At 64.8% G+C, this 17,695-nt stretch carries 19 protein-coding genes and 1 tRNA gene; 18 read left to right on the top strand and 2 right to left on the bottom strand.

Translation table 11 applies throughout. The features are described 5' to 3' along the window. Window positions 1-15: 15 nt before the first annotated feature. From trpB to trpA, 3 genes are read left to right on the top strand one after another with little or no spacing between them, the layout of a single operon-like run. The gene (gene trpB / locus ACCQ12_RS12615) at window positions 16-1,233 is read left to right on the top strand and encodes a tryptophan synthase subunit beta (RefSeq protein ID WP_228314023.1); all 1,218 of its coding nucleotides are present in this window, start codon (window positions 16-18) and stop codon (window positions 1,231-1,233) included. Between the two features lie 44 nt (window positions 1,234-1,277). After that, window positions 1,278-1,658 carry a hypothetical protein gene (locus ACCQ12_RS12610; RefSeq protein ID WP_355604004.1) on the top strand — a complete coding sequence of 127 codons (381 nt, stop codon included), beginning with the start codon at window positions 1,278-1,280 and terminating at the stop codon, window positions 1,656-1,658. Between the two features lie 43 nt (window positions 1,659-1,701). Continuing rightward, window positions 1,702-2,505 carry a tryptophan synthase subunit alpha gene (gene trpA, locus ACCQ12_RS12605; protein ID WP_355604001.1) on the top strand — a complete coding sequence of 268 codons (804 nt, stop codon included), beginning with the start codon at window positions 1,702-1,704 and terminating at the stop codon, window positions 2,503-2,505. 12 nt (window positions 2,506-2,517) lie between these two features. Here the strand turns inward: trpA and ACCQ12_RS12600 are convergent, their stop codons facing one another. Beyond that, window positions 2,518-3,270: a hypothetical protein gene (locus ACCQ12_RS12600; protein ID WP_355603998.1), complete on the bottom strand. Its 753-nt coding sequence runs from the start codon at window positions 3,268-3,270 to the stop codon at window positions 2,518-2,520. Window positions 3,271-3,545: 275 nt separating this feature from the next. Between ACCQ12_RS12600 and accD the strand changes: the two genes are divergently transcribed. The 7 genes from accD (at window position 3,546) to ACCQ12_RS12565 (ending at window position 11,557) form a co-directional block, all read left to right on the top strand. Continuing rightward, a complete protein-coding gene (accD, locus tag ACCQ12_RS12595) occupies window positions 3,546-4,430 on the top strand; it encodes an acetyl-CoA carboxylase, carboxyltransferase subunit beta (protein ID WP_372381865.1) in 885 nt (294 codons plus the stop codon). Between the two features lie 121 nt (window positions 4,431-4,551). Continuing rightward, window positions 4,552-5,901: a phosphoglucosamine mutase gene (glmM, locus tag ACCQ12_RS12590; RefSeq protein ID WP_104580476.1), complete on the top strand. Its 1,350-nt coding sequence runs from the start codon at window positions 4,552-4,554 to the stop codon at window positions 5,899-5,901. Between the two features lie 123 nt (window positions 5,902-6,024). Then, window positions 6,025-6,963 carry an isopenicillin N synthase family dioxygenase gene (locus ACCQ12_RS12585; protein ID WP_104580475.1) on the top strand — a complete coding sequence of 313 codons (939 nt, stop codon included), beginning with the start codon at window positions 6,025-6,027 and terminating at the stop codon, window positions 6,961-6,963. Window positions 6,964-7,213: 250 nt separating this feature from the next. Continuing rightward, a complete protein-coding gene (locus tag ACCQ12_RS12580) occupies window positions 7,214-7,897 on the top strand; it encodes a methylamine utilization protein (RefSeq protein WP_372381864.1) in 684 nt (227 codons plus the stop codon). Then, window positions 7,894-10,260: a putative bifunctional diguanylate cyclase/phosphodiesterase gene (locus ACCQ12_RS12575; RefSeq protein WP_372381863.1), complete on the top strand. Its 2,367-nt coding sequence runs from the start codon at window positions 7,894-7,896 to the stop codon at window positions 10,258-10,260. Before ACCQ12_RS12580 ends, ACCQ12_RS12575 begins: the two co-directional genes overlap by 4 nt. Then, window positions 10,257-11,129 (top strand): DUF3034 family protein, encoded by an 873-nt coding sequence (locus tag ACCQ12_RS12570; protein ID WP_372381862.1) that lies wholly within the window; start codon window positions 10,257-10,259, stop codon window positions 11,127-11,129. Before ACCQ12_RS12575 ends, ACCQ12_RS12570 begins: the two co-directional genes overlap by 4 nt. After that, window positions 11,129-11,557, top strand: a complete 429-nt coding sequence (locus ACCQ12_RS12565) for a group I truncated hemoglobin (RefSeq protein ID WP_166751406.1) — start codon at window positions 11,129-11,131, stop codon at window positions 11,555-11,557. Before ACCQ12_RS12570 ends, ACCQ12_RS12565 begins: the two co-directional genes overlap by 1 nt. Before the next feature lie 206 nt (window positions 11,558-11,763). Here ACCQ12_RS12565 and ACCQ12_RS12560 read toward each other — a convergent pair whose 3' ends face one another. Further along, on the bottom strand, window positions 11,764-12,564 hold the full coding sequence (locus tag ACCQ12_RS12560; protein WP_372381861.1) for an SDR family NAD(P)-dependent oxidoreductase: 801 nt from the start codon (window positions 12,562-12,564) through the stop codon (window positions 11,764-11,766). 112 nt (window positions 12,565-12,676) lie between these two features. Between ACCQ12_RS12560 and tpiA the strand changes: the two genes are divergently transcribed. From tpiA to nuoE, 8 genes are all read left to right on the top strand, one after another. After that, a complete protein-coding gene (tpiA, locus tag ACCQ12_RS12555) occupies window positions 12,677-13,432 on the top strand; it encodes a triose-phosphate isomerase (RefSeq protein WP_372383610.1) in 756 nt (251 codons plus the stop codon). 33 nt (window positions 13,433-13,465) lie between these two features. After that, window positions 13,466-13,939 carry a preprotein translocase subunit SecG gene (gene secG, locus ACCQ12_RS12550; RefSeq protein WP_039407398.1) on the top strand — a complete coding sequence of 158 codons (474 nt, stop codon included), beginning with the start codon at window positions 13,466-13,468 and terminating at the stop codon, window positions 13,937-13,939. Between the two features lie 49 nt (window positions 13,940-13,988). Then, window positions 13,989-14,073, top strand: a tRNA-Leu gene (locus ACCQ12_RS12545). 102 nt (window positions 14,074-14,175) lie between these two features. Then, on the top strand, window positions 14,176-14,532 hold the full coding sequence (locus ACCQ12_RS12540) for an NADH-quinone oxidoreductase subunit A (RefSeq protein ID WP_047693170.1): 357 nt from the start codon (window positions 14,176-14,178) through the stop codon (window positions 14,530-14,532). Continuing rightward, window positions 14,523-15,077 (top strand): NuoB/complex I 20 kDa subunit family protein, encoded by a 555-nt coding sequence (locus ACCQ12_RS12535; RefSeq protein WP_010371165.1) that lies wholly within the window; start codon window positions 14,523-14,525, stop codon window positions 15,075-15,077. Before ACCQ12_RS12540 ends, ACCQ12_RS12535 begins: the two co-directional genes overlap by 10 nt. Window positions 15,078-15,113: 36 nt before the next feature. Beyond that, window positions 15,114-15,866: an NADH-quinone oxidoreductase subunit C gene (locus ACCQ12_RS12530; protein WP_039407413.1), complete on the top strand. Its 753-nt coding sequence runs from the start codon at window positions 15,114-15,116 to the stop codon at window positions 15,864-15,866. Continuing rightward, the gene (locus tag ACCQ12_RS12525; RefSeq protein WP_047693168.1) at window positions 15,863-17,170 is read left to right on the top strand and encodes an NADH-quinone oxidoreductase subunit D; all 1,308 of its coding nucleotides are present in this window, start codon (window positions 15,863-15,865) and stop codon (window positions 17,168-17,170) included. Before ACCQ12_RS12530 ends, ACCQ12_RS12525 begins: the two co-directional genes overlap by 4 nt. Then, window positions 17,167-17,694, top strand: coding sequence for an NADH-quinone oxidoreductase subunit NuoE (nuoE, locus tag ACCQ12_RS12520; RefSeq protein WP_003485548.1), 528 nt, complete (start codon window positions 17,167-17,169; stop codon window positions 17,692-17,694). The genes ACCQ12_RS12525 and nuoE overlap by 4 nt, the downstream gene beginning before the upstream one ends. The last annotated feature ends 1 nt before the right edge of the window (window position 17,695 follow it).

Below are 17,695 nucleotides of genomic sequence, written 5' to 3'. Positions count from 1 at the left end.
TTGCAGAGGATTCCCATGTCGGCCCAGCCCATCAGTGACTTTTACGCCTACCCGGATGCTGCCGGCCATTTCGGCAAGTTCGGCGGCCGCTTCGTCGCCGAAACCTTGATCGGTCCATTGCAGGAGCTGTCCGCCGCCTATGACCAGGCGCGCCAGGATCCGAGCTTCATCGCCGAATACGACAAGGACCTCAAGCATTACGTCGGCCGGCCCAGCCCGATCTATCATGCCGAGCGGCTCAGTCGCGAAGTGGGCGGGGCACAGATCCTGCTCAAGCGCGAAGACCTGAACCACACCGGCGCGCACAAGATCAACAACACCATCGGCCAGGCGCTGCTGGCCAGCCGCATGGGCAAGACCCGCATCATCGCCGAGACCGGCGCCGGCCAGCATGGCGTGGCCAGCGCCACGGTCGCAGCGCGCCTGGGCCTGGAATGCGTGGTCTACATGGGCGCCACCGATATCGAGCGGCAGAAGATCAACGTCTACCGCATGAAGCTGCTGGGCGCGACGGTGATTCCGGTGACCTCCGGTTCGGCCACGCTCAAGGACGCGCTCAACGAAGCGATGCGCGACTGGGTGACCAACGTGCGCGATACCTTCTACATCATCGGTACCGTTGCCGGCCCCGACCCGTATCCGCGCATGGTGCGCGACTTCAATGCCATCGTCGGGCGCGAAGCGCGCGAGCAGATGCTGCAGGACTACGGCCGGCTGCCGGATGCGATCAGCGCCTGCGTGGGCGGCGGCAGTAATGCGATCGGCCTGTTCCATGCCTTCCTCAACGACCCCGGCGTGAAGATCTACGGCGCCGAAGCGGCCGGCGACGGCATCGCCACCGGTCGCCACGCGGCATCGATCGCCGCCGGGCGCCCCGGCGTGCTGCACGGCAACCGCACCTACGTGATCTGCGACGACGACGGCCAGATTACCGAAACCCACTCGATCTCCGCCGGCCTGGATTACCCCGGCGTGGGTCCGGAGCATTCGTTCCTGTCCGACAGCGGCCGCGCGGTGTATCAGGGCATCACCGACGACGAGGCGATGGCCGCCTTCCACCTGCTGGCGCACACCGAGGGCATTCTGGCAGCGCTGGAGTCCAGCCATGCGGTGGCGCAGTCGATCAAGCTGGCGCGCGAGCTGCCCAAGGATGCGCTGGTGTTGTGCAACCTGTCCGGGCGTGGCGACAAGGACGTGCACACCATCGCCGCGCGCGAGGGAATCGCGCTCTAAGCGTGGTTGCGGCTAACGCTCTATCCGGATGCAGGGACGCAGCGATGCTCGAAGGAATCATCCAGTTGGTAGCCGAGGTGCTGCTGCAGGCCTTGGCCGAGATGCTGATCGAACTGGGCCTGCACTCTGTCGCCGAGTCGTTGGAGCGCAGGCCCTCGCCAGGGCTGGCGGCAGTGGGCTACGCAATCCTGGGTGCACTGCTTGGCGGTGTCAGTCTCTGGCTGCTGCCGCAGCACCTCACGGCGACCCACGGTGCGCGACTGGCAGCGGTAGTGATCGCGCCACTGGTCGCCGGTGGGCTGATGGCCGCGCTTGGTGCGTGGCGAGCGCGGCGCGGCGACCCGGTGTTCCGCATCGATCGATTTTCCTACGGCTACCTGTTTGCACTGTGCTTTGCGCTGATGCGGTATTTCTTTGCCACCTGAGCTTCCATGGCGGCTGGCTTCCCTCCCTTGTTCGAGTGATTTCATGCGTCGTATCGATTCCCGCTTCGCCGAGCTGCGTGCCAATGGGCGCAAGGCACTGATCCCCTTCATCACCGCCGGCGACCCATCGCTGGAAGCCACCGTCCCGGTGATGCACGCGCTGGTGCGCGCCGGTGCCGACGTCATCGAGCTGGGCGTGCCGTTCTCCGACCCCATGGCCGACGGTCCTACCATCCAGCGCAGCTCCGAGCGCGCGCTGGCACGCGGTGCCGGCCTGGCCTATGTGCTGGAAGCGGTGCACGAATTCCGCCGCGAAGATGCCACCACCCCGGTGGTGCTGATGGGCTATCTCAACCCGATCGAAATCCACGGCACGCGCCGGTTCGCCGAAGCCGCCGTCGCGGCGGGCGTTGACGGTCTGTTGCTGGTCGACCTGCCGCCGGAAGAGGCGGACGAAACCCGCCACATCTTCAGCGAGGTCGGGCTGGCGCTGATTGCGCTGGCATCGCCGACCACCAGCGAGCAGCGCCTGGACATGTTGTGCAGCACGGCGCAGGGCTACCTCTACTACGTCAGCTTTGCTGGCGTCACCGGCGCCTCCAACCTGCTCGACACCCATGCCGCCAGCGACCGCCTGCGCCAGCTGCGGCAACGTGCCGGTGCGCCAGTGGTGGCCGGCTTCGGCATCAAGGACGCCGCCAGCGCCAAGGCCATGGCCGTGGATGCCGACGGCGTGGTGGTAGGCAGCGCCCTGGTCGCTGCCCTGGCCGACGCAGACGACGTCCGCAGTGCCCGCGAAGGCGCCGAAGCCTTTCTGGTCCCATTGCGCCGGGAATTGGACCGCTGATCTGTCCCGCGATCAGTAAGTCATGCTGCAGGTCGCGCATGCGGCTGCGTTGCATACCTTGACCCCGAAATTGGATTCAAGCTTGCAACTTCCTCCGCTGCTGCAACTGCATTTCACTGCAGCCGAAGGAACCCGAATAGATTGGCTTACCAGCAAGCCGAGCGCCATGTTTTCAGTCGCAGAGCCAGTCATAGGGATCTGATAGCCATCGGGAACGTCCATTGGTGCGACATAACCGTATAGGCGGATCCACACGGCATCGCGCCCGCTAGCCTCTACCGGAATGCCAAGGGCCTTTTTGAATGCAAGTAGATCCTTTCTGACATCGGGGATCGACAAAAAGCGTGGATCGACCCGTGGCAAGCGTTTGACTTCATCGACGCTGGCGAAAGTCACGCCGATTTGATCTTGCGGAACCGGATACATCGCGGTGCTTCCGCCGCGATTGCACTGGGTGCAGTCTGAACTCATCGCACAAAAAGTCTGCCCATTGGGAAGCAATGTGGGACTGCATCCAGACCCTCCAGGACATGCGCAGGTCAGGACGGCAGTCGGGCTGATTGCCCAGACACCTTTTTCCTGGGTAAACATGAACCACCCAGTAGGTACCCGTATTGTCATCGAGCCATCTGGATTGATGTGCGACGTTGTCTTGCTCGGAAGCTGTGCGCTGGTCTCGCTTCCGCACATTTTTACCTGAGCCTGGCTGCTACCGACAACGGAGACCAGGAGTAAGAGGGCTGCAAGGCATGCTGGGATTTTCATGATCGATCCTTGTTCACGTTTGTCTATAGGGGCTATTCCATTTGTGGCTATACGTACCTGATTTGGGGCATGACTGCTGTAGCGCACCATATAAAACTCTCGGTGCCGATTTTCCCATTATCACAATCGCGTTCCTCATGGAAGTTCTTACCGACTGGCGGCTGCCTGTTTAATTTTCTTGATGATGTCTCGATACTCGGGCGTACGAAAGCGTCGGGTATCGGACTGGTACACTGAGTACTGTCGCCCCGTAGGGGTGCTTTTTACGAAATCGAATGAGCTGGCTCAGCAAATTGATGCCCTCCGGCATCCGCACCGAGAACACCCCGGCCAAGAAGCGCAGCGTCCCCGAGGGGCTGTGGGAAAAGTGCAGCAACTGCGGTAGCGCACTATACGGCCCGGAACTCGAGGAAAACCTCGAGGTGTGCCCGAAGTGCGACCACCACATGGCGATCCGCGCGCGCGCGCGTCTGAACTCGCTGTTCGACCCGGACACCGCAACCACCGAGATCGCCGCCCAACTTGGCCCGGTCGACGTGCTCAAGTTCAAGGACCAGAAGCGCTACGGTGAGCGCATCAAGGCCAGCCAGAAGGCCAGCGGCGAATACGACGCGCTGATCGCCATGCGCGGCACGCTCAAGGGCAACCCGCTGGTCGCCGCCGCCTTCGACTTCGCCTTCATGGGCGGCTCGATGGGATCGGTGGTCGGCGAGCGTTTTGCACGCGCTGCCGAAGTAGCGCTGGAAGTGGGCTGCCCGTTCGTGTGCTTCTCCGCCAGCGGCGGTGCGCGCATGCAGGAAGGCCTGTTCTCGCTGATGCAGATGGCCAAGACCTCCGCGGCACTCGGGCGCCTGCGCGAAGCCGGCCTGCCGTACATCTCGGTGCTGACCCATCCCACCACCGGTGGCGTGTCGGCGTCGTTCGCGATGCTGGGCGACATCAACATCGCCGAGCCGCATGCGCTGATCGGTTTCGCCGGCCCGCGCGTGATCGAGCAGACCGTGCGCGAGACCCTGCCTGAAGGTTTCCAGCGTTCGGAGTTCCTGCTCGACCACGGCGCCATCGACCAGATCTGCGACCGCCGCCAGATGCGTGACCGCATTGCCGAGCTGAGCGCGATGATGATGCGTCAGCCGCGTCCACAGGAGGCGGTGGCATGAGGGGGCTGACGGGGCCCGGGACCCGGGACCGGGGACCCGGGAAAAGCGTGGTCTGCTGCCTGCGTACGTCCGATGGCTGCTCCTCCCGGGTCCCCGGTCCCGGGTCCCGGGTCCTGGCTCCATGAGCGCCCGCAAATATTTCGGCACCGACGGCATTCGCGGTCGGGTCGGGCAGGGCGTGATCTCGGCCGATTTCGTGCTGCGTCTGGGCAATGCGCTCGGACGCGTGTTGACGCAGGGCCGCAGCAAGCGGCCGCTGGTGTTGATCGGCAAGGACACGCGCATTTCCGGCTACATGTTCGAAGCGGCGCTGGAAGCCGGCCTGGTGGCGGCAGGCGCCGATGTGCAGATGATCGGCCCGATGCCGACGCCGGCCATCGCGTTTCTGACCAGTACCTTGCGTGCCGATGCCGGCGTGGTGATCAGCGCCTCGCACAATCCCCATTACGACAACGGCATCAAGTTCTTCTCTGCCGAAGGCGAAAAGCTCGACGATGCGACCGAGGCGGCCATCGAAGCCGCACTCGATGAGCCGTTCCATACCGTGGAATCCGAGCGCCTGGGCAAGGCGATCCGCACCCGCGATGCGATCGGCCGCTATATCGAGTTCTGCAAGGCCAGCGTGGCGCGCGGCTTCACCCTGCAGGGCCTGAAGATGGTGCTGGACTGCGCGCATGGCGCCACCTATCACATCGCCCCGATGCTGTTTCGCGAGCTGGGCGCTGAAGTGGTAGTGATCGGTGCAGCGCCGGACGGGCTCAACATCAACGACGGTGTCGGCTCCACGCATATCGACAATCTCGCCGCCAAGGTGCGCGAGAGCGGGGCGCAGCTGGGCATTGCCTTCGACGGTGACGGCGACCGCGTGCTGATGGCCGACGACCAGGGCAACCCGGTCGATGGCGACGACCTGCTGTATGTGCTTGCGCGCTCCTGGCAGGCCAGCGGCCGGCTCACCGGCACCGTGGTCGGCACCTTGATGACCAATTACGGGCTGGAGCCGGCGCTGGCGGCGCTGCGCATCCCGTTCCAGCGCGCCAAGGTGGGCGACCGTTATGTGCATCAGGCGCTGGTCGAAGGCGGCGGCACGCTGGGCGGAGAAACCTCCGGCCATCTGCTGTGCCTGGACCGCGCGAGCACCGGCGACGGCATCGTCAGTGCGCTGCAGGTGCTCGAAGCCCTCAGCCGCGATGGCCACAGCCTGCGCGAGGCCTTGCGCGACCTGACCAAGGTGCCGCAAAAGACGGTCAACGTGCGTCTGGGCGGCGGCGCGGCAAAGGCCATCGTCGAGGCGGCGAGCGTGCAGCAGGCGCTGCAGCAGGCGCAGGCGGCCGTGCAGGGCCGGGGGCGTGCGTTCCTGCGTCCGTCCGGTACCGAGCCGGTGGTGCGCGTGACCGTGGAAGCCGACGACGCCGGCCTGATGCAGGACACGCTCGACCGACTCTCAGGTGCGGTGCGTGACGCGGCGTGAGTCGCTGATCATTGGCGTCTGCGTGATCGTGGCCAAGGCCGCGACGTTCTACCTGTTGTATCGCCTGCTGATCTGAGCCGCAGGCTCTCTCGACCTTTTCAAACTTCCATTGCAGACACCCGTATGAGCGCCCGCATCCCCACCCTGGACATCACCCGCTTCGACAGCGACCGCGACGCCTTCGTCGCCGAACTCGGCGCAGCCTATCGGCAGTGGGGCTTTGCCGGCATCCGCAATCACGGCATCGCCCAGGCCGACATCGATGCTGCCTACGAAGTGTTCAAGGCGTTTTTTGCCTTGCCCGAGGAGGTGAAGCGGCGCTATCACGTGCCGGGCAGCGGCGGCGCACGCGGCTATACCGCCTTCGGTGTGGAAACCGCCAAGGATTCCAAGCACTTCGACCTGAAGGAGTTCTGGCATATCGGTCGCGAGATTCCGGACGACTCGCCGTATCGCGCGGTGATGCCGCCGAACCTGTGGCCGGAGGAAGTGCCGGATTTCCGTGAGCGTGGCTATCAGCTGTACCAGCAGCTGGATCAACTCGGCTCGCGCGTGCTCTCCGCGCTGGCACTGCATATCGGTCTGCCGCAGGACTATTTCGTCGACAAGACCAACAACGGCAATTCGATCCTGCGGCCGATCCACTACCCGCCGATCACCAGCGACGACATCCCGAACGTGCGTGCCGGCGCGCATGGCGACATCAACTTCATCACCTTGCTGGTCGGTGCCAGTGCCGCCGGGCTGGAAGTACGTTCCAACGATGGCGAGTGGGTGCCGTTCACTGCCGACGCCGACACCATCGTGGTCAATATCGGCGACATGCTGCAGCGCCTGACCAACCACGTGTATCCATCCACGATCCATCGCGTGGTCAATCCGCCCGGTGAAGCCGCGCGCAAGCCGCGCTATTCGGTGCCGTTCTTCCTGCACCCCAACCCGGATTTCCTGATCGACGTGTTGCCCTCGTGCATCAGTGCCGACAACCCGAGCCGGTATCCCGAGCCGATCACCGCACACGGCTTCCTGGAAGAGCGTCTGCGCGAGATCAAGCTGAAGTAAGCGGTGTGGTCGTCGCTGGCGCTGTGCGCGGCAATGGCCGCGCCGCGCATGGGCGGCAGGCAGTGCGCACAGCCCGTAGTCGCGCTCGCAACATTGCCCATGACTGCGACCACAGTTTTATTCATAAAATTGTGCTCGCGTCTGGTTAAAGCTTGCGTTCACCCGCGCCGATAATCCAGTCTGATCGCTAGCGCGACGTCGGACTCGCCTGGCGCCCGCTGCCGATTGCACGGTCAGGGGGCGCATGCGGATGCAGGGGATCAAACACATGGGGGCGCTGGGCCTGCTTGCGCTCTGCGGCGTGGCAGTGCCGCTGGCAGCAGCGCCGGTGAGCGTGGCGGTGGCCGATGCCAACGGCGTCCTGGTCGATGCAGTGGTCAGCCTGGAGTTGCCGCGGCCCGCCGCGGCCAGTGCCGGCAAGACCGTGGAGATGGACCAGGTCAATTCGCAGTTCGTGCCTGCGGTGTTGGCGGTGCGCACCGGCACGTCGGTGCGGTTTCCGAACAACGATCAGATCCGCCATCAGGTGTATTCGTTCTCGCCGGCCAAGCGCTTTGAACTGCCGCTGTTCCAGGGCACCACGGCCGCGCCGGTGCGCTTCGATCAAGCCGGTCTGGTGACGGTGGGCTGCAATATCCATGACTGGATGCTGGGCTATATCGTGGTGCTGGAGACCCCGTATTTCGGCAAGACCGGCAGCGACGGGCGCGTGCAGCTCGATGCGCCCGCCGGCAACTACACGCTGCGCGTGTGGCATCCCCGCATCAAGGGCGCTGCAGTGTCCGAGCCGCTGGTCGTCGCGCGCGACCCGGTGCAGCGCCGCATCACCGTACAGACCACGGGCGCGGCACCGATGGTGGCGCCGCCGGATGCGCGCGTCCGCGCGTTGCAGGATAAATTTCGCCGCGCCGAGCCGAAGAAGACCCATCCATGAGGGCGATGCGACTGCATACCCGCATCGCGGTCCTGCTGGTGCTGGTCGTCCTGGCTACCCAGGCACTGACCTTCATTGCGGTGCAGCTGGCAACCGATCGCAGCGTCAAGGCGCAGCTGGGCGAAGAACTGCAGATCGGCGAGCGCGTCTGGCAGCGCATCAACTTGCGCCGCGACGAACAACTACTGCAATCGGCCTCGGTGCTGGCCGATGATTTCGGCTTTCGTGCTGCGGTGGCCAGCGGGGATGTGCCCACCATGCAGTCGGCGCTACGCAATCATGCCGCGCGCATGTCCGCGCAGACTGCGGTGCTGCTCTCGCCGGATGGCGAATTTTTGACCGGCCTGGCCGATCTGCCCCAGGCCGAGCAATTGCGCGCGGTGCAGGCCCTGTTGCAGCAGGCGCAGCGCGATGGTCGTGCGGTGGGGGTGGTTGCACTGAATCAGCAGATCGTGCGGCTGGCCGTGGTCCAGGTGCTGGCGCCGAGTCGCGTCGGCTGGATTGCGATCGGCAACGAATCCGGCGAGGGCCTGGCCCAGGATTTCCGCACGACCACCGGGTTGGATGCCACGTTCTTTACCGACGGCCCGCCTGTGCACGTGCTCGCGTCGACGTTGGAGCCGCCCGCGCGTGCCGAATTTGCGCAGCAGTTGCCCACCGCCGAGCGCACCCAGGCCGCAGCGATTGCGCTGACGCTGGGCCAGTCGCGCTACCTGGTCAAGCTGCAACCGATCCAGGGCGACAGCCATGTGCGGGTGGCCTTGCAGGCGTCGCTGGACCGGGCGATTGCGCCGTATCGCATTCTCAAGTTGCGCATCCTGTTGCTGGCCGGTCTGGCCACGGCTGCGGCCCTGGGCGTGGCGATCTTTCTGGCGCGTAGCGTCAGCAAGCCGGTGGCGCAACTGGTGCAGGCCGCCCGGCGCATCCAGCGTGGCGATTACCAGACGGCAGTGGACGTGCCGCCGGGCCGCGAGCTGGCCGAGCTGGCCGACAGCTTCGGGCGGATGCAGCAGCAGATCGCCAGCCGTGAGCAGCACATCCTGCATCAGGCGCGGCACGACGCACTCACCGGCTTGCCTAATCGTTTGTGGCTGCTGGAGCGGTTGAAGGAGGTGGTCGAACACACCGTCGCTTCCGGTGGCACCGCGGCCGTGCTGATCCTGGATCTGGAGCGTTTCAAGGAGCTCAACGACAGCCTGGGCCATGATTTTGCCGACCAGGTGCTGGTCGAAGCCGGGCGGCGGCTTGCCGATGTGGTGCACGCGCCAAACCTGGTCGGGCGCCTGGGTAGCGACGAGTTCATGGTGGTGGTGGCGCAGGCCGATGCGAACAGCGTGCAGCTGGACGCACAACGGCTGCTGCTGCAATTGCGCCGTCCGCTGGCCTTGCCGCAGGCACGCATCCAGCTTGAAGCCAGCATCGGCATCGCGCTGATTCCCGAGCATGGTGCCGACCCGGACACCTTGCTGCGTCGCGCCGATATCGCACGGCGCCAGGTGGGCGATGTGACCACCATCGGCGCCAGCGTCTACCGCATGGGCCAGGACGAGCAGCATCTGCGCCGGCTGCGGCTCACCGGCGATCTGCGCCAGGCCATCGGCGGCAACGAGTTGACCTTGCGCTTCCAGCCCAAGATCTGCCTGCGGACCGACCGTGTCGAACAGGTCGAAGTGCTGGTGCGCTGGCATCACCCGACGCTGGGCCCGATCGGCCCGGACGAATTCATTCCGCTGGCCGAGCATTCCGGCGTGATCCACCCGTTGACCCGCTTCGTGCTGGACGAGGCACTGCGCTGCCAGGCGCACTGGCGCGCGCAAGGCCTGGAGCTGGGCATGGCGATCAACCTGTCGGCCCTTGATCTGTCCGATCCGGGTCTGCCCGACTACGTGCGTGCGCGGCTGGAGCAGCACGCCGTGCCGGCGCAGTCGGTCACTTTGGAGTTGACCGAAAGCGCGCTGATGCGCGATGTCGAATCTGCGCTGCACATGCTGCATCAGTTGCGTGGCGTGGGTGTGCGTCTGTCCATCGACGACTTCGGCACCGGCTATTCCTCGTTGGCCCAACTCAAGCGCATGCCGGTGAACGAATTGAAGATCGACAAGAGCTTCGTGATGCAGCTGGCCGAAGGCACCGACGATGCATTCATCGTGCGCAGCACGATCGACCTGGGCCACAACCTCGGCCTGAGCGTGATCGCCGAAGGCGTCGAAAACACCACGGCCCTGGGCCTGCTACGCGGCTATGGCTGCGACATGGTGCAGGGCTACCTGTACGCGCCGCCGCTGGAAGAGGCGCCGCTGGTGGCGTGGTGCATGCGCCAACTGGGCATGCCGTCGGCAGCCCATGCGGGCATGCAGCGATGAGCGCGTGTCTGCGTGTCGCCCTCGTCGTGACGGTTGCTGCCGGTGCGTTCGCGCCATTGAAGGCAATGGCTGGCGACGGGCGCCTGCTCGCCACCGGTGGCGTGTCGATGATCGAAGGCAGCAGCGGTGGCGGCATCGTGCCATGGGCCACGTTGTCGGGTTACGGCACGCGCGATGAGTTGGGCACCGTGCTGTTCGCCACGCATGTGGATAGCGGCGATTACCGCCTCGATGTGCAGGGCGCGGCGCTTACGGTCGGTAATCGGCTGGAGCTGTCGCTTGCACGCCAGCGTCTGGATCTGGGCGCGCTGCAGGACCGGCTCGGCTTGCCGTGGAATGCGCTCGGCCAGGACGTGTTCGGTGCCAAGGTGCGACTGGCCGGCGACCTGGTCTACGGGCATGCACCGCAAGTCAGCCTGGGCGTGCAGTACAAGCGCTTGCGCAACGGGACCTTGCCGTTGGCAATCGGTGCGCGCGACGATCACGGCACGGACGTCTACCTCAGTGCAAGCCGCTTGTTGCTGCAGGGCGCTGGCGGGTACCAGCTGCTGCTCAACGGCACGGTGCGCGCCACCCGCGCCAACCAGACCGGCTTGCTCGGTTTCGGCGGCGACCGGCGTAACGGTTATCGTCTGGTGCCCGAGGCCAGTGCCGCCGTCGTGCTGTCGCCATCCTGGGCGGTGGGCGTGGAATATCGCGACAAACCGAACAACCTGCGCTTCGCGCGCGAGCAGGCGTGGGCGGATGTGTTCGTCGCCTGGTTCCCCGGCAAGCACGTTTCGCTGACTGCCGCCTGGGCCGATCTGGGCAATGTCGCCACGCTGGCCGATCAGCGTGGTCCTTATCTCTCTTTGCAGGTGGCGTTCTGATGAACCTATGGCTGCGCTGGTGCCTGCTGTGCGTGCTGGGCCTGACGAGCGCCTGCGCCAGCACGCAACCGCGCCAGACGCTCTACGACGAGCTCGGCGGGCAAGCCGGCATCGAAGCGCTGGTGGAAACCATGCTCTCGCGTATCGCCGACGACCAGCGCATCGTCGACAAGTTCGCCCGCGTCAACATCGTCATGCTCAATGCACGCCTGGTGCAGAAGTTCTGCCACGTCGCCGACGGCCCCTGCCCGGACACGGCCAAGTCGATGCAGCAGGCGCACGCGCACCTGGTCATTCGCGAAGGCGATTTCAACGCACTGGTGGAAGACCTGAACTGGGCGATGGACCAGCAAAAGATCCCGCGCCGCACGCAAAATCGCCTGCTCGCGCGGCTGGCAGCCATGCATGGCGAGATCGTCAATCGCTGAGAGCGACGGGTCTCCTGCCGTCGTTCGTCGGGCGTGCATGAGTCGGGAGCGCTGCGGCATGCGATAGGCCTGTGTTCGAGCACGTGCACGTTCCTCAACTGCGCGCTTGCGCGGTCATCGCGCTTTGCCCAGCCGCTGCACGTCGAAGCCCGGCACGCGGGCACCTGCACAGATGCGATGCCTTCCGCCGACCGTCCATAGCCGCCTCACTCCAGCGGCCGCACCCGGTGCGAGCCGCGTGCCATCAGCCGCAGGGCAAGCGCATGCGGCAGCAGGCGCAGCGCTGCATGGACCAGCCGATAGCGCCAGCCCGGCACCGCCAGCACCTGGCCGCGCTCCAGCGCCTGGATGCCGTACTCGGCCACGTCATCGGCCTGCAGCCAGGCCCAGCCGGGCAGGGCGGACATCGCCTCGCGCGTGCCGGTGACATCGTGGAATTCCGACCATGCAAAGCCGGGGCACAGGGCGCAGACCTTGACGCCGCAATCGGCGTTTTCCAGCGCCAGCGATTCGCTGAAGCGCAGCATGAAACTCTTGCTGGCCGCGTATAGCGTCTGCCCATCGGCACTGGGTGTCAGTGCCGCGAACGAGGCGACGTTGAGAATGCGGCCCTGGCCGCTGGCACGAATCATCGGCAACAGCCGCCAGGTCAGTTCGCACACTGCGCCCACCATCACCTGCAGAAAGCTTGCATGCGTGGCCCAGTCGTTGTGCAGGTAGCGGCCCGGCACACCGTAGCCGGCGTTGTTGACCAGGGTGCCCACCGTCCAGCCGTTGCGCTGGATTTGCGTCGCCAGTGCCTCTGCCGCGGCAGGGTCGGCCAGATCGGCCGGCAGTACTTCCACCCGCACGGCGCTGCGCAATTCCTCCGCCAATGCCTGCAGCCGGTCCACCCGCCGCGCGGTCAGGATCAACGGCACCCCGCGCCGGGCATAGGCCCGCGCAATCTCGCGGCCGATGCCGCTGGAGGCACCGGTGATCAGCGCAAAGACAGGCGAAACGGACATGACGGGTTCCTGGTGGGGGAGGGATGGGACATGCAGCGGACAGAAGTGTGCCGGTTGCCGACAGGTCATGGGCTATTCTGTCGCCTGTCTTCAACTCAGGAACCTGCGCCTGATGCGTCGAAAGATCGTTGCTGGAAACTGGAAGCTGCATGGCAGCCGCACCTTTGCCACCGAACTGGTGGCAAAGGTCGCCGCGCACATGCCCCTGGAGGGTGTCGACGTCGTCATCCTGCCACCAATGCCTTACCTCGGTGACCTGATCGAGGATTTCGAGGCACATCACCTGTCATTTGGAGCCCAGGACGTCAGTAGCAACGAGAAAGGTGCCTACACCGGCGAAGTCTCGGCCACCATGTTGGTGGACGTGGGCGCCGGCTATGGCCTGGTCGGTCATTCCGAGCGGCGCCAGTACCATCAGGAGAGTAGCGAGCTGGTCGCGCGCAAGTTTGCCGCTGCCATCCACGCCGGATTGATCCCGGTGCTGTGCGTGGGCGAATCGCTGGAACAGCGTGAGGCCGGTCAGACTGAGGCAATCCTACGTGCCCAGCTCGAACCGGTCCTGGCCCTGGTGGGCAGCAAGGGCTTTGCCCGCGCGGTGCTGGCTTACGAGCCGATCTGGGCGATCGGCACCGGCCGCACCGCCAGCCCCGAGCAGGCCCAGGCCGTGCATGCCTTCCTGCGTGGCGAAGTCGCGAAGGCGGATGCTAGAATTGCGGATGGTCTGCCCATCCTGTACGGGGGCAGCGTCAAGCCCGACAACGCCGGCGAGCTGTTCGCACAGCCCGATGTCGATGGGGGGCTGGTCGGCGGCGCATCACTGGTTGCCGAAGATTTCCTGGCCATTGCACGTGCGGCGGCTGCTTGTTAACCCATTAAGTTTTGTCCGGGGACGGATTTCGAAATGCTGATGTTGATCCTCAATGTGGTCTACGTGCTGGTCGCGCTGGCGATGATTGCGCTGATCCTGATGCAGCGTGGTGCGGGTGCGGCGGCCGGTTCCGGCTTCGGTGCCGGCGCGTCGGGCACGGTGTTCGGTTCGCAGGGTGCGTCGAACTTCCTGTCCAAGTCGACCAAGTGGCTGGCCGTGGTGTTCTTCAGCATCAGCCTGTTCATGGCGTGGTACGCCACGCATGGGGCGCGTCCAACGGACCAGAACCTGGGCGTGATGTCGCAGTCGGCAACGCCGGCTCCGGCCGCCGCAGGCGAACTCACCCAGCCGTTGCCGCAGGCTCCGGCCGCTGGTGCCGTGCCGACCGCTCCGTCGCAGCCGGCTCCTGCCGCTGCGCCGGCGGCAGCCCCGGTGCAGTCCGCCCCGGCACAGCCGGCGCCTGCGGCCAGCGAAGAAAACGCTTCAGAACCAGCACAAAAACGCTGAAGCCGGTTACAATACGCTGCGCACTGGGATGCCCAGCGGCGCAACGTATGCCCAGGTGGCGGAATTGGTAGACGCACTACCTTGAGGTGGTAGCGACTTAGGTCGTAGGGGTTCGAGTCCCCTCTTGGGCACCATTGTTTGGCTGCAGTTCCTGCGCATCGCTTGTCGCGCGCGGGGCCTGCCTATACCCCATGCCGGCACGCGGCGCGTGCGGGCAGAGGCAAGAGAGAATCGCTGTGCTGGCCGAATATTTGCCGAGTCTGCTGTTTCTGATCGTCGCCACCGGTATCGGCATCGTGCTGATGTTGGTCGGTCGATTCCTCGCTCCACGCACCCCGGACGCGCGCAAGCTCTCGCCTTACGAGTGTGGCTTCGAAGCTTTCGAAGACGCGCGCATGAAGTTCGATGTGCGCTACTACCTCATCGCGATCCAGTTCATCGTGTTCGACCTGGAAATCATCTTCATCGTGCCGTGGACGCAGGTGTTCATGGAGATCGGCGCACGCTCGCTGGTCACCATGGGGCTGTTCGTCGGCATGTTGTTCCTCGGCTTTATCTACGTGTGGAAGAAGGGAGCGCTGGAATGGGAGTGATTCAGACCCTGGATCGTCTGATGACCAACCCGATGCCGGAAGGCCGGGTGGAAGACATCCTGCGCCCGGAAGGCGAAAACCCGTTGCTCGAAAAGGGCTACGTGACCACCAGCGTCGACGCGCTGCTGAACTGGGCGCGGACCGGTTCGATGTGGCCGATGACCTTCGGCCTGGCCTGCTGTGCGGTCGAGATGATGCACGCCGGCGCCTCGCGTCTGGACCTGGACCGTTACGGCGTGGTGTTCCGCCCGTCGCCGCGTCAGTCCGACGTGATGATCGTGGCCGGCACGCTGGTCAACAAGATGGCCCCGGCGCTGCGCAAGGTCTACGACCAGATGCCCGACCCGAAGTGGGTCATCTCGATGGGCAGCTGCGCCAATGGCGGCGGCTACTATCACTATTCGTATTCGGTGGTGCGCGGTTGCGATCGCATCGTGCCGGTGGACATCTATGTCCCGGGCTGCCCGCCGACCGCCGAGGCGCTGGTCTACGGCATCCTGCAGCTGCAGAAGAAGATCTGGCGCACCCAGACAATCGCACGCTGACACCCGTCTTCTCCTACCGAGAGCAGCCAAGCCCCCATGGCAGAGCAAGCATCTTCCTTCACTGACCGACTTGCGGCACGTTTCGCCGGTGCGCAGATCGCCGTGGCATTGCCGCGCGGCGAAGTGACGCTGGAAGTCGCTGCCGCCGATTGGCATGCCACCTGTCTGGCCCTGCGCGATGAGCTCGGTTTCGAGCAGCTCAGCGATCTGTGCGGCGTCGATTACCTGGGCTATGGCAGCGACGAGTGGGATACCGCCGACGTGTCATCGCAGGGTTTCAGCCGCGGCGTCGAAGGCAAGGCCGTCGGCCGTTTTGCCTGGGGCGAATTCCCCAGCCAGGAAAGTTCCGATGGTGCCCAGCCGCAGCAGCTGCCCAAGCAGCGTTTTGCGGTGGTCGCGCAACTGATTTCCTACCAACATAACCAGCGTCTGCGCGTGCGTTGCTACGCACCGGACGAGCAGGTGCCGGTGGTGGCGTCGGTCACCGATATCTGGCCGGGCGTGAACTGGTTCGAGCGCGAGGCGTTCGACCTGTTCGGCATCGTGTTCGATGGGCACCCGGATCTGCGCCGCATCCTGACCGACTACGGATTCGTCGGCCACCCGTTCCGCAAGGATTTCCCGCTGATCGGCAACGTCGAAGTGCGTTACGACGAAGAGCGCAAGCGCGTGGTGTACGAGCCGGTCACTTCGGTCGAGCCGCGCGTCGGCGTGCCGCGCGTGATTCGCGACGATGCCCGTTATGAGACTGCCGCTGGTGAAGTGGGCAAGTCGGAGACTGCCAAGTGAGTGAGTTCCGCCAGGCAACCGAAGCCTTCGCGAGCAATCCTGTGGAAAGCAAGCAGGAAATCCGCAATTACACGATGAACTTCGGCCCGCAGCATCCTGCGGCGCACGGCGTGTTGCGCCTGATCCTGGAAATGGACGGCGAGACCGTGGTGCGTGCCGATCCGCATATCGGCCTGCTGCACCGTGGCACCGAAAAGCTGGCCGAGTCCAAGCCCTTCAACCAGTCGGTTCCGTACATGGATCGCCTGGACTACGTGTCGATGATGTGCAACGAGCACGCCTACGTACGTGCGATCGAATCCCTGATGGGCATCGAGGCGCCCGAGCGTGCGCAGTACATCCGCACCATGTTCGACGAGATCACCCGCATCAAGAACCACCTGATGTGGGTCGGCTCCAACGCGCTCGATCTGGGAGCAATGGCGGTGATGCTGTATGCATTCCGCGAGCGCGAAGAATTGATGGACGTCTACGAGGCAGTCAGCGGTGCGCGCATGCACGCGGCTTACTACCGCCCCGGTGGCGTGTACCGTGATCTGCCCGACTTCATGCCCAAGTACAAGGAATCCCGTTGGCACAAGGGTGGGGCACTGAAGAAGCGTAACGCCGGTCGTGAAGGCACGATGCTGGACTTCCTGGAGGAATTCACCAATACCTTCCCGGCGCGCGTGGACGAATACGAAACGCTGCTCACCGACAACCGTATCTGGAAGCAGCGCACCGTCGATGTCGGCATCATCAGCCCGGATCTGGCGCGTGCCTGGGGCATGACCGGCCCGATGCTGCGTGGTTCGGGAATCGAGTGGGATCTGCGCAAGAAGCAGCCTTACGCCAAGTACGACGCAGTGGATTTCGATATCCCGGTCGGCACCAACGGCGACTGCTACGACCGCTACCTGGTACGCGTGGCCGAGATGCGCGAGTCCAACCGCATCATCAAGCAGTGCGTGAAGTGGCTCAAGGCCAATCCCGGTCCGGTCATGGTCACCAATTTCAAGGTCGCTCCGCCCAGCCGCGAAGGCATGAAGGACGACATGGAAGCGCTGATCCATCACTTCAAGCTGTTCAGTGAGGGCTATTGCGTGCCGGCCGGCGAAACCTATAGCGCGGTCGAAGCGCCCAAGGGCGAGTTCGGGTGCTACCTGATGTCCGACGGCGCCAACAAGCCGTTCCGCGTGCATCTGCGCGCGCCGGGCTTTGCGCATCTGTCGTCGATGGACGCGGTGGTGCGTGGCTATTTGCTGGCCGACGTCGTGGCGATGATCGGTACTTACGATTTGGTTTTCGGTGAGGTTGACCGATGAAGGCGACGGGTAATTTCGAAGCGGCGCGCGACGTCGATCCGCAGGTTGTGCTGAGCGACAAGACGCGTGCGCACATCGATCATTGGCTGACCAAGTTTCCGCCGGACCGCAAGCGGTCGGCGGTGCTGCAGGGTCTGCACGCTGCGCAGGAGCAGAACCAGGGCTGGCTGACCGACGAGTTGATCGTCGGCGTGGCCAAGTACCTGGAACTGCCGCCGGTGTGGGCCTACGAGGTCGCCAGCTTCTACTCGATGTTCGAGACCGAACGCGTCGGCCGCCACAACGTGGCGTTCTGCACCAACATCAGCTGCTGGCTCAATGGCGCCGAAGATCTGTTGGCGCATGCGGAAAAGAAACTGGGTTGCAAGCTGGGGCAGTCGACGGCCGATGGCCGCGTCTACCTCAAGCGCGAGGAAGAGTGCCTGGCGGCCTGCTCTGCAGCGCCGATGATGGTCATCAACGGCCATTACCACGAGCACCTGACGAAAGAGAAGGTCGACGCGCTGCTGGACGGGCTGGAGTAAG

Origin of the sequence: Xanthomonas sp. NCPPB 1068 (assembly GCF_041479385.2) — a bacterium.
GTDB classification, from domain to species: Bacteria; Pseudomonadota; Gammaproteobacteria; order Xanthomonadales; family Xanthomonadaceae; genus Xanthomonas; species Xanthomonas cannabis.
Note: the sequence above shows the minus strand (reverse complement) of the source record. Positions and strands in the feature narration are given on the sequence as shown.

Bases quoted from the DNA above. Each gene is read 5' to 3' on its own strand.
- trpB (WP_228314023.1), top strand. From the start codon at position 16: ATGTCGGCCCAGCCCATCAGTGACTTTTACGCCTACCCGGATGCTGCC.
- ACCQ12_RS12610 (WP_355604004.1), top strand. From the start codon at position 1,278: ATGCTCGAAGGAATCATCCAGTTGGTAGCCGAGGTGCTGCTGCAGGCC.
- trpA (WP_355604001.1), top strand. From the start codon at position 1,702: ATGCGTCGTATCGATTCCCGCTTCGCCGAGCTGCGTGCCAATGGGCGC.
- ACCQ12_RS12600 (WP_355603998.1), bottom strand. From the start codon at position 3,270: ATGAAAATCCCAGCATGCCTTGCAGCCCTCTTACTCCTGGTCTCCGTT.
- accD (WP_372381865.1), top strand. From the start codon at position 3,546: ATGAGCTGGCTCAGCAAATTGATGCCCTCCGGCATCCGCACCGAGAAC.
- glmM (WP_104580476.1), top strand. From the start codon at position 4,552: ATGAGCGCCCGCAAATATTTCGGCACCGACGGCATTCGCGGTCGGGTC.
- ACCQ12_RS12585 (WP_104580475.1), top strand. From the start codon at position 6,025: ATGAGCGCCCGCATCCCCACCCTGGACATCACCCGCTTCGACAGCGAC.
- ACCQ12_RS12580 (WP_372381864.1), top strand. From the start codon at position 7,214: ATGCAGGGGATCAAACACATGGGGGCGCTGGGCCTGCTTGCGCTCTGC.
- ACCQ12_RS12575 (WP_372381863.1), top strand. From the start codon at position 7,894: ATGAGGGCGATGCGACTGCATACCCGCATCGCGGTCCTGCTGGTGCTG.
- ACCQ12_RS12570 (WP_372381862.1), top strand. From the start codon at position 10,257: ATGAGCGCGTGTCTGCGTGTCGCCCTCGTCGTGACGGTTGCTGCCGGT.
- ACCQ12_RS12565 (WP_166751406.1), top strand. From the start codon at position 11,129: ATGAACCTATGGCTGCGCTGGTGCCTGCTGTGCGTGCTGGGCCTGACG.
- ACCQ12_RS12560 (WP_372381861.1), bottom strand. From the start codon at position 12,564: ATGTCCGTTTCGCCTGTCTTTGCGCTGATCACCGGTGCCTCCAGCGGC.
- tpiA (WP_372383610.1), top strand. From the start codon at position 12,677: ATGCGTCGAAAGATCGTTGCTGGAAACTGGAAGCTGCATGGCAGCCGC.
- secG (WP_039407398.1), top strand. From the start codon at position 13,466: ATGCTGATGTTGATCCTCAATGTGGTCTACGTGCTGGTCGCGCTGGCG.
- ACCQ12_RS12535 (WP_010371165.1), top strand. From the start codon at position 14,523: ATGGGAGTGATTCAGACCCTGGATCGTCTGATGACCAACCCGATGCCG.
- ACCQ12_RS12530 (WP_039407413.1), top strand. From the start codon at position 15,114: ATGGCAGAGCAAGCATCTTCCTTCACTGACCGACTTGCGGCACGTTTC.
- nuoE (WP_003485548.1), top strand. From the start codon at position 17,167: ATGAAGGCGACGGGTAATTTCGAAGCGGCGCGCGACGTCGATCCGCAG.